Annotated in this window: 12 protein-coding genes and 1 pseudogene; all 13 read left to right on the top strand. The window is 50.0% G+C overall.

The genetic code is table 11. The features are described 5' to 3' along the window. Positions 1-468: 468 nt before the first annotated feature. The 13 genes and pseudogenes from H6G00_RS00315 (at position 469) to H6G00_RS00250 (ending at position 15,655) form a co-directional block, all read left to right on the top strand. Positions 469-4,572: a filamentous hemagglutinin N-terminal domain-containing protein gene (locus H6G00_RS00315; RefSeq protein WP_190795104.1), complete on the top strand. Its 4,104-nt coding sequence runs from the start codon at positions 469-471 to the stop codon at positions 4,570-4,572. A gap of 155 nt (positions 4,573-4,727) precedes the next feature. Continuing rightward, positions 4,728-5,147 (top strand): hypothetical protein, encoded by a 420-nt coding sequence (locus H6G00_RS00310; RefSeq protein ID WP_190795103.1) that lies wholly within the window; start codon positions 4,728-4,730, stop codon positions 5,145-5,147. A 357-nt stretch (positions 5,148-5,504) separates the two neighbouring features. Further along, positions 5,505-5,657 (top strand): hypothetical protein, encoded by a 153-nt coding sequence (locus H6G00_RS00305; protein ID WP_190795102.1) that lies wholly within the window; start codon positions 5,505-5,507, stop codon positions 5,655-5,657. A 9-nt stretch (positions 5,658-5,666) separates the two neighbouring features. Next, a complete protein-coding gene (locus tag H6G00_RS00300) occupies positions 5,667-6,008 on the top strand; it encodes a DUF4212 domain-containing protein (protein WP_190640980.1) in 342 nt (113 codons plus the stop codon). 3 nt (positions 6,009-6,011) lie between these two features. Next, positions 6,012-7,691: a sodium:solute symporter family protein gene (locus H6G00_RS00295; protein WP_190640979.1), complete on the top strand. Its 1,680-nt coding sequence runs from the start codon at positions 6,012-6,014 to the stop codon at positions 7,689-7,691. Positions 7,692-8,393: 702 nt separating this feature from the next. Next, a complete protein-coding gene (locus tag H6G00_RS00285) occupies positions 8,394-8,540 on the top strand; it encodes a hypothetical protein (RefSeq protein WP_190795101.1) in 147 nt (48 codons plus the stop codon). A 57-nt stretch (positions 8,541-8,597) separates the two neighbouring features. After that, entirely contained in the window at positions 8,598-10,586 is a 1,989-nt protein-coding gene (locus H6G00_RS00280) for a ScyD/ScyE family protein (protein WP_190795100.1), read from the top strand. Between the two features lie 83 nt (positions 10,587-10,669). Further along, positions 10,670-11,176: pseudogene (locus H6G00_RS00275) on the top strand (SRPBCC domain-containing protein); the annotation flags it as partial. A 469-nt stretch (positions 11,177-11,645) separates the two neighbouring features. Next, positions 11,646-12,356, top strand: a complete 711-nt coding sequence (locus H6G00_RS00270) for an alpha/beta hydrolase (RefSeq protein WP_199313714.1) — start codon at positions 11,646-11,648, stop codon at positions 12,354-12,356. A 109-nt stretch (positions 12,357-12,465) separates the two neighbouring features. Then, positions 12,466-13,398 carry a Gfo/Idh/MocA family oxidoreductase gene (locus H6G00_RS00265; RefSeq protein WP_199318255.1) on the top strand — a complete coding sequence of 311 codons (933 nt, stop codon included), beginning with the start codon at positions 12,466-12,468 and terminating at the stop codon, positions 13,396-13,398. 269 nt (positions 13,399-13,667) lie between these two features. After that, entirely contained in the window at positions 13,668-14,009 is a 342-nt protein-coding gene (locus tag H6G00_RS00260) for a DUF1348 family protein (RefSeq protein WP_190795098.1), read from the top strand. Between the two features lie 416 nt (positions 14,010-14,425). Next, positions 14,426-15,202: a filamentous hemagglutinin N-terminal domain-containing protein gene (locus H6G00_RS00255; protein WP_190795097.1), complete on the top strand. Its 777-nt coding sequence runs from the start codon at positions 14,426-14,428 to the stop codon at positions 15,200-15,202. 27 nt (positions 15,203-15,229) lie between these two features. Further along, a complete protein-coding gene (locus H6G00_RS00250) occupies positions 15,230-15,655 on the top strand; it encodes a hypothetical protein (RefSeq protein ID WP_190795096.1) in 426 nt (141 codons plus the stop codon). Positions 15,656-15,748: the final 93 nt, after the last annotated feature.

Below are 15,748 nucleotides of genomic sequence, written 5' to 3'. Positions count from 1 at the left end.
TAGTTGTCGATGAACGTGACTGTACTAACGGCTTGGCGGGGTGTAACCATTGCCCTATCTAACTTTGGAGAAACTCACTCTTATTTTACTCCGCCTAGAGTGATGAAAGAGGGATATCTGAATCAAATTTGGAAAAAACGCCAAGCGATATCGCCGCAAAACTGCTCCTCAGGCGAAGGTCTCAAATTGTTCGCAAGACTTCGCTTAATTGCTGCAAGCGATCGCTGGATGTTGTTCAATGAAGCATGATCAGCAAGCATCCTATTCATTCTCTTTTTCCTCACAATGTCGCCTCTAATCAACGAGTGAACCTGAATTGCATCATGCTCTATCAAGTTCTCAAGCTAGAGCAGCTGAGATTATGCGTTCTTCTATAAAGAAACATAAATCTGATAGCGGCTAAACTTCGATCGGCTGTGTTAACGTTTCGTCTTTGTTGATACTCAATTCATGCTGGCTGTTCTCCACATGACTACTCTTGAAAAGGCAATTCTGATGCGTCGCTTCGGTTGGCAAACTGCAACTGTGAACGGCATCGTCCTCAGTGCAATTGTGCTGGGATGGACAACTGCGGCAGTGGCGCAACGCCGTCCGATCGCCGATAACACGCTGGGAAACGAAAGCTCAACCGTCATCCCGCTCGACCCCCAGGAAGCAAGCGATCGCATTGAAGGTGGAGCGCAACGCAGTGATAACCTATTTCATAGCTTTCGAGAATTTCACGTCGAGCAAGGGCGCAGCGTCTACTTTGCTGACCCAGGGGTCGAGAACATTGTGGGTCGTGTCACCGGAGGCGTCGCGTCTGACATTTTAGGCGTGCTGGGTGTGCTGGGCGATGCCAACTTGTTCTTACTCAACCCCAGCGGCATCATCTTTGGTGACAATGCTCGCTTAGATGTGCGCGGTTCCTTTACGGCAACTACTGCTGATACCATGCAGTTCGGTGAGCAAGGGTTTTTCAGTGCTACCGACCCGACGGCTCCCCCGCTGCTGACGGTGCAGCCGACTGCGTTTTTGTTCAATCAGCTTAATCCAGCACCGATCGCGAACAATTCACGTACTCCATCTGCCATTAACCCGTCTGGCATCCCTGAATTTGGGTTACGAGTGCCAGCGGGAGAGGGTTTGACGCTGCTGGGGGGCAACGTCAGCATGGACGGGGGCGGGTTGGTCGCACTGGGCGGACGAGTGGAGGTCGGTGGGTTAAGCGAACCGGGAACGGTGACACTCAATGCCGATGGCAGTTTAGGATTTCCAACCGGAGTGGCGCGATCGAATGTGTCGCTGCTCAACAGATCGCGTATTAATGTGGTTGCAGACGGCGGCAGTATTACCGTGAATGCTGGAGCGTTAGAGATTCAAGACAGTATTTTGTCAGCAGGCATTGGTCGCAATTCTGACTTTGTGGGTGCTCAAGCAGGAGACATCACGCTGGACGCCAGCACCATTCAGCTTCGGGGTCGAAACACTTCAATCACGAACAGCGTTCTTGTCGGCGGTACAGGCAATGCAGGCGATGTAATCATCAATGCTGGCGATCGCGCTGCTTTTGACGGTAGTTTCGTTTTTAGCAATGTTGGTAGATCAGACTCCAACACAGTTGCAGTCGGCGACGGCGGCAACATTCAAATTACGACCCCGTCGCTGTCGCTCACTAATGGCGCACAACTGCAAGCTATCACCTATGGACAAGGCAATGCGGGTGATGTGATTATCAACGCTCCCGATCGTGTCTCCTTGAATAATAGCAGTATCTTTAGCAGGGTTGGGGGTAGCGCAAACACGACTGGTGTGGGCAACGGTGGCGACATTCGCATCACCACAAGCTCTCTCTCCCTCACGGATGGTGGACTAAACGTCGATGTGTCAGGACGAGGTAACGGTGGCGATATCCACATCACCACAGATTCTGTTTCCCTGTCGAATACTGCCAGCCTTGACGCTAGCATTTCAGGACAAGGTACTGCTGGCAATGTCATTATTCAGGCTCGCGATCGAGTTGCGATCGACAGCAGTGCGATTTTCAATATCGTCGTGGGCGACAGCGTGAATGGATTTGGTGTGGGCAACGGCGGCGATATTCGCATCACCACAGGCTCACTCTTCCTCACTAATGGTGCTCAACTGCAAACACTCACCCTCGCGCAAGGCAACGCTGGCAATGTCATTATCAACGCTCGCGATCACGTCTCCCTAGCTGGAGTGAACCCCGTTAATCAATTCAGCAGTGGGATTTATAGCGGCGTCGGTGCTGACAACTCGGCTGCGGTTGCAGTGGGCAGCGGCGGCGATATCCGCATCACCACAGGCTCTCTCTCCCTCACCGATGGCGCTGTACTGAGTGCCAGCACCCGTGGACGAGGTGATGCAGGCAGTGTGATTATCAATGCTCGCGATCGCGTTTCCTTAGATGGATCGAATCCCACGATACCTCGTATCAGCAGTGCAATTCTCAACACGGTGGGTAGCGACAACTCGGCTGCAGCGGTCGGCAATGGCGGCGATATTCGCATCACTACAGGCTCCCTCTTCCTCACCAATGGTGGTCAACTGGCTGCCACTGTCTTCGGACGAGGCAACGCTGGCAATGTGATCATCCACGCTCGCGATCGCGTTTTCCTAGCTGGAGCGAATGCCACTAGCCCTGAGGTTAGAAGCGCGCTTCTCAGTAACGTGAATGAGCTTGGCGTGGGCGATGGCGGTGATATTCGCGTCACCGCAGGCTCTCTCTCCCTCAACGATCGTGCTCAAGTAAATACCAGCACCATTGGACAAGGTGATGCGGGTAACATCATCCTCCGCGCCCCGGCGGGCTCTCTTGTCGTGACCGGTGGTAGTCAAATTTCTGCCATTACCAATGGACAAGGCGATGCTGGTAATGTTGTCATCAATGTGCGCGATCGTGTGTCCTTGAGTGGCGTGAATCCCAATGCCCCTGAAAGCAGTAGTGCAATCTTCAGTAGCGTCGGCACCACCAATTCCAGTCGGATCGGCAGGGGCAACGGTGGCAATATTCGCATCACCGCAGGTTCTCTCTTCTTGACTGGGGGAACTCAACTGGTTGCCAACACCAATGGACAAGGCGATGCTGGTAGCGTCATCGTTCATGTTCGCGATCGCGTCTCCTTTGACGGAGGAAACTCGGAGGGAATTTCTAGCGGCATCTCTAGTAACGTTTCTATTTCTGCCGAGAACCGAGTTGCGGTGGGCGATGGCGGTGACATCCGCATCACCGCGGGTTCCCTCTCCTTGACCAATGGCGCTTTACTCAATTCCACCACCAGTAATCAAGGCAATGCGGGCAACATCACTATCAACGTTCGTGGTCGCATTTCTGTAGAGGGAGTGAGCCGACAGGAGTTTCCCAGCAGAATCACCAGCTCTACAGAGGCAGGCGCACAAGGACGCGGCGGCAATATCAGCATTAGGGCTGATTCAGTTCGCCTTGCCGATAGAGGCAGCATCTTTAGCTCGACTCGCAATCGCTTCCCAGGCGGAACCATTACCGTCAACGCCAATACATTTGAGGCAATCGAAGGAGCGCAGGTCAATACCTCAAGCAATAACCAAGGACGAGCGGGCAATATCATCCTCGATGTTGCCGATCGCATTACGCTTTCTGGAGTGACGGACAACAGACCCAGCAGTCTGCAAGGCAACGCCAGCGGCTTATATGCCAGTACCGCTCGTGGTGCTTCGGCTCCCAGTGGAACCATTCAAATCACTACTGAACAGTTGCAGGTGTTCGATCGTGCCCGGATTGCCGTAGACAGCCAGGGCAGCGGCATCGGAGGCGATATAGACATTACTGCCGCTGGTGTGCAGTTAAATGATCAAGCCCGCCTCACCGCTGAAACCGTTGCAGACAATGGAGGAAATATCACCCTGCACGATGTCGAGCTATTGCAGCTTCGCAACAATAGCCGCATCTCCACCACAGCGGGAAGCGATCGTGCAGGCGGCAATGGTGGCAACATTAACATCGATGCAGATTTCATTGTCGCCGTCCCGAACGAAAATAGTGACATCCGAGCCAATGCTTTCAGTGGTAGTGGTGGCAGTGTTGGCATCACTACTCAAGGGCTGTTTGGCATCGCCAAACAGCCTCAAGATAATCCACGCACTAGTGACATCACAGCCAGTTCAGAACAAGGAGTCCAGGGAAGCATATCTATCACCGAACCTGATGTTGACCCCAGACGTGGCTTAACTGAACTGCCAACCGCAGTCGTGGATGCATCAAATCAAATCAGTCAGACCTGTCTAGGGCAAAGCGGGGGAGAAACAAGTGCATTTGTAGTAAGCGGACGCGGCGGCTTGCCGCCCAGCCCGACCGATTCGTTGATTGGAGATGAATCATTGTCCGATTGGGTCACGTTGAATGAGGAAGATGGGAAAGAGAGGGGAGATGAGGAAGCCATATCTCCGCTCGCTACGTTTAGTGGAGACTTTGGTACCGCAGCGACGCCAATCGTGGAAGTCCAGGGATGGATAGTTGGAGAAGATGGCAACGTGACGTTGATCGCCACGACTCCTGCCAGGGCGGCTCAACCTCCAGCAACATGTCAATGATGGTCATGCCAGGTAGAAGTGTGGCATTGATACACTCAAGGAGAGATTGAGTTTCTAAACAAGTGATGGAATGTCCATTTTGTAACCACCCTAAATTACATCGTCATGGCAAGATCAGCAAAGGCAGCCAACGCTACTTCTGCCCTGCTTGAGTATTGTCAATTAATAAGACTCCCTTCATAGCAAGCTTCTCAGAACTTCTCTGCACCACTAAGGTCAGTGACATTGAGTTTGATGCGGATGGCAATGCTTATGCAATCATCGGTCTTGCCAGCAATCCAGCCAATCGAGACAGTCTTCAAGTCCTTGATTTTAGCCAGTTGATTGCGATCGATCGTTTTGACGGAGGTTCTTCCTGGACAAGACTCCGAGATTTTAGTGCTTATGAACAAAATAACAACCCTGACAAGCAAGATGTCAATACTAATCTTTTTGCTCAGTCAGCGAGCCTTTGTAAGCAGGCTCAAACTTCCCTCTTTGCCTCATTTGCTTATTCACAACTGCGGGAACTTTGGTCTAGAGGTAGTTTGATTACACTGATTTTGTTCGCCCGAAGAAGTTCCGAACCCTTCTAGCCGCTCTTAGTGATATATCTGTAGGGCGACAAACTCAGCAGGAGAAATTCCCAGAGTGTTGGATAAGTCGTGTAAGAGCGAAGTCTCTTCATTAAGAGGAGAAAAAGCTATGAAGGCACACTTTGCTGATAACGTAATGAAGTTTTTGAGTGATATAACCTGCATTGCAAACAACTTCTTGGAAAACACAATATGTACGATTTAAATCGGGTCATCTACCTTACTTGCTGCCATTCGTTCCAAGTTTACCTGCAACCGCAAAGCCAGCCGAGACAAAGATATTAATCAGCGATTGATAAGGGAATAAGCAGCAGTTCTTTTCTTTTAGAGAGTTCGAGAGATGCCGAGAGTGGAAGATTGGGAACAAAGAATGAACGGGTTCCTCACACTCTTAAGGAAGCAGGTTCTTCCAATCAACCCATTCTTGCCACCCCCAACACAATTTCCGGCAACACCATCTCAGACAATACTAACGGCATTTTCATCACCTCTGTAAACATTACCTCATAACGTACAGCAATGGGAAATAACCATGATTCCTCTAGTCTTCGTCGTACCTATTGGCGGGCAAATACGGCTTTAATTCGCAATCTCCTGATTGTTTGGGCATTGGTGTCTCTAGTGTTTAGCATTTTGCTGGTGCAGCCACTCAATACCATTCAATTTGGCAGTGTACCTCTAGGATTTTGGATGGCACAGCAAGGATCGATCTATGTGTTTGTTATCCTAATTTTTGTTTACGCTGTGCAGATGGACAGGCTCGATCGCAAATATGGTCATGCCGCTGTGCCCAATCGAGTCTCACGTCGTGCTAGTATTTCTCATCAACCGCTTTCCAACGACTCAGATACGGAGGCTTAAACCATGTCAGTCGAAGCCTGGACTACGGTTTTAGTTATCCTTTCATTCATTCTGTACATCTACATTGGCTGGCGGTCGCGAGTACAAGACACCCAAGGCTTCTTTGTAGCGGATCGGGATATACCATCGATTGCCAATGGGGCTGCCACTGCTGCTGATTGGATGTCTGCTGCTTCGTTTATTTCTATGGCAGGCTTGATTTCCTTCCTGGGATATGACGGCTCGATCTACCTCATGGGCTGGACGGGCGGCTATGTGTTACTGGCGTTGCTGCTGGCTCCTTATCTACGCAAGTTTGGTAAGTACACCGTGCCCGACTTTGTGGGCGATCGCTACTATTCCAATCTGGCTCGAACAGTAGCGGTGATTGCTGCCATTTTTGTCTCGTTTACCTATGTAGCAGGACAAATGCGTGGCGTGGGCATTGTCTTTAGCCGCTTTTTGCAAGTAGATATCAGCACAGGTGTGATTATCGGCATGGTGATTGTGGCGTTTTTTGCCATTCTAGGCGGCATGAAAGGTATTACCTGGACACAGGTGGCACAATACTGTGTGCTGATTGTGGCGTATTTGATTCCAACGATCGCCATCTCTGCATTACTGACAGGAATTTTTGTGCCACAGTTGGGCTTTACCTTTGGGGATATCGTGGGACGGTTAAACGATATTCAAACCGAACTGGGCTTTAGCGAATATACCCAACCCTTCGCCAACAAATCCATGTTGGATGTGTTGTTCATCACGTTGGCGCTGATGGTGGGCACGGCTGGACTGCCACATGTGATCGTTCGGTTTTACACGGTACCAGATGTGCGATCGGCACGTTACTCGGCGGGTTGGGCACTGTTGTTTATCGCCATTTTGTACACCTCTGCACCTGCCTTGGCTAGCTTTGCTCGCTACAACCTGATCAATAGCATTAACAACAATACTGTTGAAGAAATTCGTCAGTTAGATTGGGCAACCAAGTGGGAAAATACCGGACTGCTGGCATTCGATGATAAAAATGCTGATGGACGGATTCAGCTTACGCCCGACGCGACGACCAGCGAAGTCAAAATTGATCCCGATATCATCGTGCTGGCGACACCAGAGGTTGCCAAACTGGCTCCCTGGGTGATTGCGCTGGTGGCAGTGGGTGGGCTAGCAGCAGCATTGTCCACGGCTTCCGGGCTGCTATTGGTGATCTCTAGCTCAATCGCCCACGACGTTTACTACCGCATGATCGATCCTCACGCTTCGGAGTCAAAACGTCTGATGATAGGACGGCTTCTGGTAGGGATTGCAATCGTCCTAGCTGGATACTTAGGTATTAATCCGCCGGGCTTCGTGGCGCAGGTCGTAGCCTTTGCTTTTGGCTTGGCCGCCGCCAGCTTTTTCCCCGTTATCATTTTGGGCATTTTTGACAAGCGTACCAATAAGGAGGGTGCCATTTCCGGTATGATTGTCGGTCTGCTGTTTACTCTCTTTTATATTGTTGGCACCAAGTTCTACGGTATGCCTACCTGGTTCTTTGGTGTTTCTCCCGAAGGCATTGGCACTTTAGGCATGATTGTTAACTTCATCGTGACACTGAGTGTGTCACGCCTCACTCCACCTCCACCTGCCGATATTCAAGCCCTGGTAGAAGATCTGCGTAACCCCACTCACGTTTCCCTAGCGCTAACTGATATTGGTGAATAACAGTTGTATTAGGAGAGCAATTGGCTATCCGAGCACTCCATTTGAGATTGTCACCTGAATCAACGCAGTTAAGGCTGGCGATGTCTGACGGAGGTTGGGATGATATAGGTAAGGTAGTAATCCGCAGTTGCTTCTGGTGTGCAGGATGCAACAGGGAAGGCACCGCGTAGTGTTGAGACGTTCGTAAGCCTATTGCATGAAAGACGGATAGTAACGTGGTGTGTTTTATAACACTAGAGCTTTGAGCAACAGTTGAGGTCAAATTCCTCATTGTTGAATGAATATCAGTTGGAAGGTAGAGGCTTTCTTCTAAGAATACTCCAATCCCTACTTCCAAAGATGGACTTTTGCAATTCTTGCAGCATTCCCAGAGTTTTAACCTGAGAGGTTAATAGAAGGTCGTCGATTTCATAATCGATGAGAGTTAGAAAAATTTGCATTGCCCCGTAACAAATTTGTACTAGGGAGATAAGCACATGAAACTTTGTTATCGCGGTGCTGATTACGAAGTTACTCAGTCTATTCAACTTCAGCAAACCAGAGTTACTTCAGTTACACTTACCTATCGTGGTAAACCATATCCGAGTAATCAGTACCAACTCATGACTCATGGAATTGGAAGCCGGCGCTCTATTACTAACCAATCGCCTCAAATTAGTTCCCGGAGGCCAACTACACCAAACTCTCGATTGATTTATCGCGGTGTTGCTCATACCCTTTAATGCCTACAAAACATTGCCTCAGTCCTCCGAGGCGATCGCACTTCAACTGAATACTCAAGCGATCGCTCTCACAAAGGGGCGATCGCACTTGCAGGTTTCGGGGTTTAAGTGTTTTCAACGTCAATGAAGTTGAGATTGAATCAGTTTAATTTCGAGCAAATTTATCTGTACTGGAAGTTACATCATGGATATAGCATCGATCGCGATTGCAGAACAAACTTATACTGGCTCTGATGAATCGCACGCGCCACAGATTGAGGTTTTAGCAAATGGTTTGGATGGACCCAGAGGGTTAACCTTTGGTCCAGATGGAGCGCTCTACGTCACTGAAGCAGGACGAGGCGGACCCGGAGCCAGTATTCCATCTCCCAGTATCCCCGATGCAGTTCTGTCATATGGTGCAACGGGTGCGATTACTCGAATTCAAGATGGGGTTGTTGAGAGGGTAGTCACGGGTTTACCATCGCTGGCGTTACCGAACGGTAGTGATGCGGCAGGTATCAATGATATTGAGTTTGATGCTTATGGCAATGCCTACGGCATTGTTGGATTTGCAGGAAATCCAGCACTTCGGGATAGCATTGTTCAAGTTCCCGATTTCAGTCAATTGATTGCGATCGAGAATTTTGATGGTGATGCTTCCTGGACACGGTTGGTAGACCTAGGAGCCTATGAACAAGCCAATAATCCCGATGGGCAGGATGTAAATACTAATCTTTTCGACTTGCTGATTGAAGACAATACGGCATATGTGCTGGATGCAGGTGGAAATGACTTACTCAGCCTTAAAGCCTTTAGCAATGCAGAACCGACCTTAGAGACGCTGTTTCCGACCCGTGCCGCTATTAATCCATCGACAGGTGAAGAAATTGTGCAACAGTCGGTGCCAACCTCTATCACCGTTGGTCCGGATGGTGCCTTTTACGTCGGTGAATTGACCGCGTTTCCCTTTAAGGAAGGAAATGCACGAGTTTACCGCATTGGGGAAGAGGGAGAACCAGAAGTTTATGCAGAAGGTTTCACCAATATCATTGACCTGAAATTTGACCAATCCGGCGGTCTTTATGTTCTGGAGTACGATGCTGATGCAATCTTAAATGGCGGTGAAGCAGGTGCTCTGATTTATGTTTCTCCCGATGGCTCGACTCGCAACACGATCACCGATGAACTGATCAACCCCACTGGCTTAACTCTGGGTTCTAACGGAGATATCTATATCTCAAATAAAGGCTTTGTTCCAGGGCAGGGAGAAGTGCTTCGGATTCGCCCAGAAGGGGATCTTTCATTCAGTCCTGATCCACTGTATGAACAGGTAGAACACTACTCAACGACCATTGCTGCCGATGGTGATCCAGCAGATGTTTACTATCCAGTTGTGCCCGATGCAACGGCAGATCAATTACCGATCGCCTTGATGCTTCAGGGTGGTCTGGTCGATAAAGCTGACTATTCTAACTATGCTGAACAAGTCGCCAGTTATGGATTCGTTGTGGTTGTCCCCAACAATGAACGCACAATCACTGGACCTGATGGACAAGAGATTACTGGACTTCTGGCAGATCAACAACAGGTGAATGATGTCCTCAATCAGATAAGAGTGGAGGATACTAATTCCAACTCACCCATTTTTGAAATCGTGGACACTGAAAAGTTGGGACTGCTAGGACACTCCCTTGGCGGTTATGCAGGACTAGCTGCCATTCAAAACATCAATGATCCAGCGGTTTCTTCTGATGACTATACTCGACCTCCTGAACTGATGGCAGGTGTTTTCTATGGCACTAACTTTCAGTCTTCGATGAATAGCGGGATATTTCCATCTGTCGATAACCAGGATATTCCAGTTGGCCTAATTGCAGGCACCTTAGATGGAGTCTCTGATTTTGGTGAAGTGGCATCAACCTATGTGAAGCTTCAAGACCCACCAAAGGCATTGATCATTGTGGACGGTGCCAATCACTACGGTATTACCAATGAAGATAATATTGTTCGTGATCCGAACCGTCCTACGCTTGATCAGGCAACCGCTAACAGTGCGATTGGTCGCTGGAGTGGACTGTTTTTGCGATCGCACTTACTGGGCGATCAGGGAGCGTTTGATTACATTTACAACACAGGTGGCGACCTTGATCCAAATGTGAGTGTAGTTAGTCAAAATTCATCAGGTTTTTAGCGTCTGAACATGTCCTTGCTCATCTGTTGGACTCGCTTGAAAACTGGTTGACCTTCCGTTGATACCGGAATCCACCCGAACGAGTTTGGCAAGTGTTGACCGACCGCCGTGCCCTTGCTGCCTGGATGATGGAGAATGACTTTGAGCCAAGGCTAGGACACAAGTTTCAGTTTTACAGCCGTCCCTCACCGGGTTTGAAGACAACGATTCAATGCGAGGTTGTGGAACTGGAAGAACCGACCCGTTTAGTCTACACCTGGCAGGAGTTTTCCACTGCTGAACCGTCTCTCGTTGTCTGGACGCTCAACACTGTTCCAGGTGGAACCCAGCTGCGTCTGAAGCATTATCAAAACAGCTATGAAATCGCTGTAGCGACTATAGACCGACAGTTCCAGGGTCAACGATCAACCAGCTCCGCAGGATTAGACATTTCACTCTGTTACCCAACAGTACAGAATAAAACTCATTCCAATCCTTCGGGTACATCGACAGCATTAGAGCTGCTTCAATTTCAGCCGTTTACCTGGGATTATTTTCTGAATCAAACCCTGCCGCAGGTGTTGAAGCAGGACGAACCGGCTTGTTGCTAACGAAAGTGGAGGTTTACGATCGCCAAATCCATTTTCACAAAACGATTGCGTTGTCGTCACCCTCAAAGTAGAACTGGCTGGAATATCTGACGGTCAAGCGTTCTCCGACCCTTATCGCTTTACCTGCGTCTGGCTACAGTGACAGAACTGCTGGGAAATAGTTGTAGGTCATGTGAGCCAAATCATTCCTTCTGAAGGCGAAACCGATAAACGGGCTGCACTTTCCAACTCACACACCGATTATTTATTACCAAACTGTTAACTCCACAGAGAGAAACCCACATCATGATTGGTTATTTATTGCAGAATTTCGGTCATTTAGTGTGATACGTGGCAGATAGCATGGAATTTAAATTACTTAAATTTGCGGCTATCTCTTGCAAACGAGGTCTGGGCAGTGAGCCATATCTGGGTTTGAATCAAGCTACCTCCCACTCACTGGGGAAATTAATTGAATGGAGACACAAAGATGGTGGAGATCCTGTTCGTGCACGGTGCACTTGTCCGTGACGGTAACTGGTGGTGGCGGCAGGTTGCCCAGCGGATTCATGAGCAAACCGGCTCAGCGAGTCGGTCGGTCGAGTTGCCGTCCTGCGGAGAGGGTGCTTCACCCGGAACCGCTGGCTTGCTTGAAGACACCCAAGCGCTCCGCGATGCGCTCGATAACGTAGACGAGGCTGTCATCGTCGGGCACTCCTACGGCGGCACGGTCATTGCAGAGGGCGCCGACCACCCTGCTACTCACCACCTGGTGTACATCACCTCGTACCTGCCGGACGTGGGGCAGTCGCAGGCTGACATCATGAGCGGCGAGCAAGACCCGGTCAAAATTGCGCCAGGCGACGACGGCACAGTCCGCCTCGCTGGTTACACCGTCTCGTCATTCGGCGATCGCTTCTTGCAGGACGTGACAGACGAGGAGATCCGAGCCGAAGCGTGGAACCGTGTCACCCCACAATCGGTAGGTGCCTTTGGGACGCCGACGACTCAAGCGGCGTGGCGGGGTAGACCCTCGACGTACCTCGTCTGCACGGAGGACCGCAGCACCTCCCTCGCCCTGCAGCGCTTCCACGCCAGCCGGGCCACCCGCTCGATTGACCTTGCCACTGGTCACCACCCGTTTCTGTCGCGCCCCGACCTCGTGTCCGAAGAGCTCATCCGAGTGCTACGCACCGATTAACGGCACAGCGACAATCGGCAAGCAGGCGACCCGCGCCTTTGGGTTGTGGCGCAAGGCTAGACAAAAATTTCTGCATCTTGGATGAATCAGCCAATTAAGGAACATCGCAATGACAGACAAGATTGGCGTTGGTATTATTGGCGCAAATCCTAATCGAGGTTGGGCAAAATCTGCTCACATTCCAGCTCTCTCCGCTCTACCACAGTATGAGATTCGAGCAATCAGCACCAGTCAACAAGAAACCGCGATCGCGGCTAGTAAACAATTCAACGTATCTCTCGCATTTGATAATCATGTTGAACTGGTGACACACCCAGAAGTAGATTTAGTCGTTGTTGCGGTTAAGGTGCCGTATCATCATGAACTAGTAACTGCTGCGATCGCAGCCGGAAAACATATCTACTGTGAATGGCCGTTAGGTAACGGATTAGCTGAGGCGATCGAACTAGCTGATTTAGCTCGACGCAAAAATATTTGCACTGCGATCGAGCTTCAGGGTCGAGCCGCACCAGCGGTTAACCAGATTCGCGATTTGATTGCTCAAGGCTATGTCGGTACTGTCGTCTCCACTAGCCTGATTGTCTCTGACAAGTACCCTAGCGATGTCATTGATAGCGCCAACGTCTACATGCTTGACTCGCAGAATGGAGCCAATTTGCTCACGGTTCACACTGGACATTATGCAGATGTTGTAACGTATTGTCTGGGCGAATTTCGTGAGTTAAATGCAACGCTAGCAACGCAAAGAACTCAAGTCAAGATTGTTGACACAGGTGAGAGCATTCCTGCAACGGCTCCCGACCAAATCGCTGTGAATGGCACTTTGCATAGCGGAGCGATCGCTTCTCTGCATATTCGGGGCGGGCGATCGCGCGGCACTAATTTGCTTTGGGAGATCAACGGCACTGAAGGCGATTTGCTAGTGACAGGAGATACTGGTCATACCTATATGCTGGATGTGGTCCTACAGGGCGCACAGGGACAAGAGAAGGCACTGTCACTCATTCTCTGTACCAAACAAATATCGCTGGGTTCCACCTGAAACTCCAAAAGGCTCTGCATTCAACGTCGCGCAGGTCTACGCTCGACTGGCTCAAGATATTCTCCAAGGCACAAAGACCTGTGCAGGTTTTGATGAAGCAGTCGTTCGTCATCAGATGCTAAATGCAATTCAAATTGCCGCAAACAGTGGCACAAAACAAGCTTACAAAGTTGATTTCTAGTCTTCTCCAAAGCACCTACAGAAGGGAGAGTTAGTCATGTCCAAAGAGGTGCGAATTAGGAGCAACATTCCGCGAGGGTGATATGAAGATGACCGACAAAGAAATCGTCGATGCGTACGATGCTTACAACACCAGGGATATCGACCGTCTTCTCGGGTATCTCAGCGAGGACATCAATTGGCCCGATGGCGACAAGCGGCTCCATGGACGAGAAGCCGTCAAGAACTATTGGCTGAACCAGTGGACCCAGACCCAGACGCACGACACGCCGACCGACGTCACCGTCCTGCCTGACGGACGGGTCAACGTCCGCCTCGACCAAGTCATCCACAGGATCGACGGCAGCGAGCTCTCCCGCAGCTCGTTCGAGTACCTGTTTGAGCTGCGCGACGGACTGATCGTCCGAATGGACATCACCAAGGAGCTGTAGCGGAAGGGCAGGTTGGTCCGAACGTTTGCGGCCGGGCGTTTCTATCACAAGAATCTTTAAAGATGAATGATGTAGATCATTCATCCTGTTCTTATGCAGCAACTCCAAAGATCGCTTCGATAAATTTCACTTGAGACACACTGTCTCCTTGTTTGACTCCTTGAAAGCAGCTAGAGTAATTCGGAACTTGTTCGGGCGAAGGGTCTGAGGCTACCTACGCCAGTTCGCTTTATGGTTGCGGTCGATCGCTGAGTGCTGTTCAATCAAGCGTAATCAAGGGGCATTTTATTCATCTTCTCCTTTTCGATGTCAGTTTTGATGAATACTGTGTTTTTGCGTGAGGAAGAGTCAATGCAATGACAACTATGGTTGTATTTCGCGTTTGTTTGCCCTGAATAGGACTTGCTGCAATCGACATGACTATTCTTGAGAAGGTAATCTTGATGCGCTGCTTGAGTTGGAAAGCCGCGCTTGTAAACGGCATCGTCCTCAGTGCGATTGTGCTGGGATGGACGGCTGCAGCAGTAGCACAACGCCGTCCGATCGCAGACGACACGTTAGGTGGTGAAAACTCTAGTGTTGTTCCTGGCTCAGATCCGGCAAGCGATCGCATTGAGGGAGGAGCGCAACGTGACAATAACCTGTTTCATAGTTTTCGAGAATTTTATGTCGATGAAGGACGCAGCGTCTACTTTACTGATCCAGGTGTAGACAACATTTTCAGTCGCGTTACCGGAAGGACTGCATCTGAAATTTTAGGTGTAGTGGGGGTGCTAGGGGATGCAAACCTGTTCCTGATTAATCCCATTGGTATTATTTTTGGTCCTGATGCTCGCTTAGATGTGCGCGGTTCCTTTGTGGCAACGACTGCCGATGCTATTGGGTTTGGTGAGCAAGGCTTCTTTAGTGCCGCCGAACCCATGGCTCCCCTGTTGCTAACGGTGCAACCTTCGGCGTTTCTGTTCAATCAACTTAATCCTGCGCCGATCGCCAATAATTCACGTACTTCAGCCGCAAGCAACCCATCCGGCATACCTGAATTTGGGCTACGAGTGCCCGTGGGAGAGAGTTTGACGCTGCTGGGGGGCAACGTCAGCATGGACGGCGGGTTGGTGGCGTTGGGAGGACGAGTCGAGATAGGGGACTTAAGTCAACCGGGAACTGTCACACTTGATGCCAATGGTCGTTTGTGATTCCCCACTGGAGTTGCGCGATCGAGTGTGTTGCTCACCAACGGGTCGCACATCAATGTGGTAGGAAATGGCGGCAGTATCGCGGTGAATGCTGGAGCCTTAGAGATTCTAGACAGTGCTTTGTCAGCGGGCATTGGTATCAACTCTGGTTTTATGGGTGCTCAGGGCGGAGACATCACACTTAACGCCAATGCCATTCGCATTCGCGGTGAAGATGCCGCTATTGCTAATTCTGTTCGTACTGGTGGCATCGGCAACGCGGGCAACGTGATTATTGAAGCTCGCGATCGCGTCTCCTTGGACAACAGTTCTATCTTTAGCAGCGTTGGTGCTATCAGTGCCAATAGAGTTGCTGTAGGCGACGGTGGCGATATTCGCATCACTACTGGCTCCCTTTTCTTGATTAATGATGCTCAACTGGTTGCCAACACCCGGTTGTGTCGCAAAAACTGATTAGGGACAAACGATCGGTATCGTTTTCATTCCCTTAAGCAGCAATTTCAAAGATTGCTTCAATAAACTTGGCTTGAGACACACTGTCCCCTT

Origin of the sequence: Leptolyngbya sp. FACHB-541 (genome assembly GCF_014695875.1) — a bacterium.
In the GTDB taxonomy this organism is placed as follows: domain Bacteria; phylum Cyanobacteriota; class Cyanobacteriia; order Elainellales; family Elainellaceae; genus JAAUTN01.
The sequence above is the reverse complement of the archived record's forward strand: the minus strand, read 5'-3'. Positions and strand labels throughout refer to the sequence as shown.

Coding starts and splice junctions, on each gene's coding strand:
- H6G00_RS00315 (WP_190795104.1), top strand. CDS start 469: ATGACTACTCTTGAAAAGGCAATTCTGATGCGTCGCTTCGGTTGGCAA.
- H6G00_RS00300 (WP_190640980.1), top strand. CDS start 5,667: ATGGGAAATAACCATGATTCCTCTAGTCTTCGTCGTACCTATTGGCGG.
- H6G00_RS00295 (WP_190640979.1), top strand. CDS start 6,012: ATGTCAGTCGAAGCCTGGACTACGGTTTTAGTTATCCTTTCATTCATT.
- H6G00_RS00280 (WP_190795100.1), top strand. CDS start 8,598: ATGGATATAGCATCGATCGCGATTGCAGAACAAACTTATACTGGCTCT.
- H6G00_RS00270 (WP_199313714.1), top strand. CDS start 11,646: ATGGTGGAGATCCTGTTCGTGCACGGTGCACTTGTCCGTGACGGTAAC.
- H6G00_RS00265 (WP_199318255.1), top strand. CDS start 12,466: ATGACAGACAAGATTGGCGTTGGTATTATTGGCGCAAATCCTAATCGA.
- H6G00_RS00260 (WP_190795098.1), top strand. CDS start 13,668: ATGACCGACAAAGAAATCGTCGATGCGTACGATGCTTACAACACCAGG.
- H6G00_RS00255 (WP_190795097.1), top strand. CDS start 14,426: ATGACTATTCTTGAGAAGGTAATCTTGATGCGCTGCTTGAGTTGGAAA.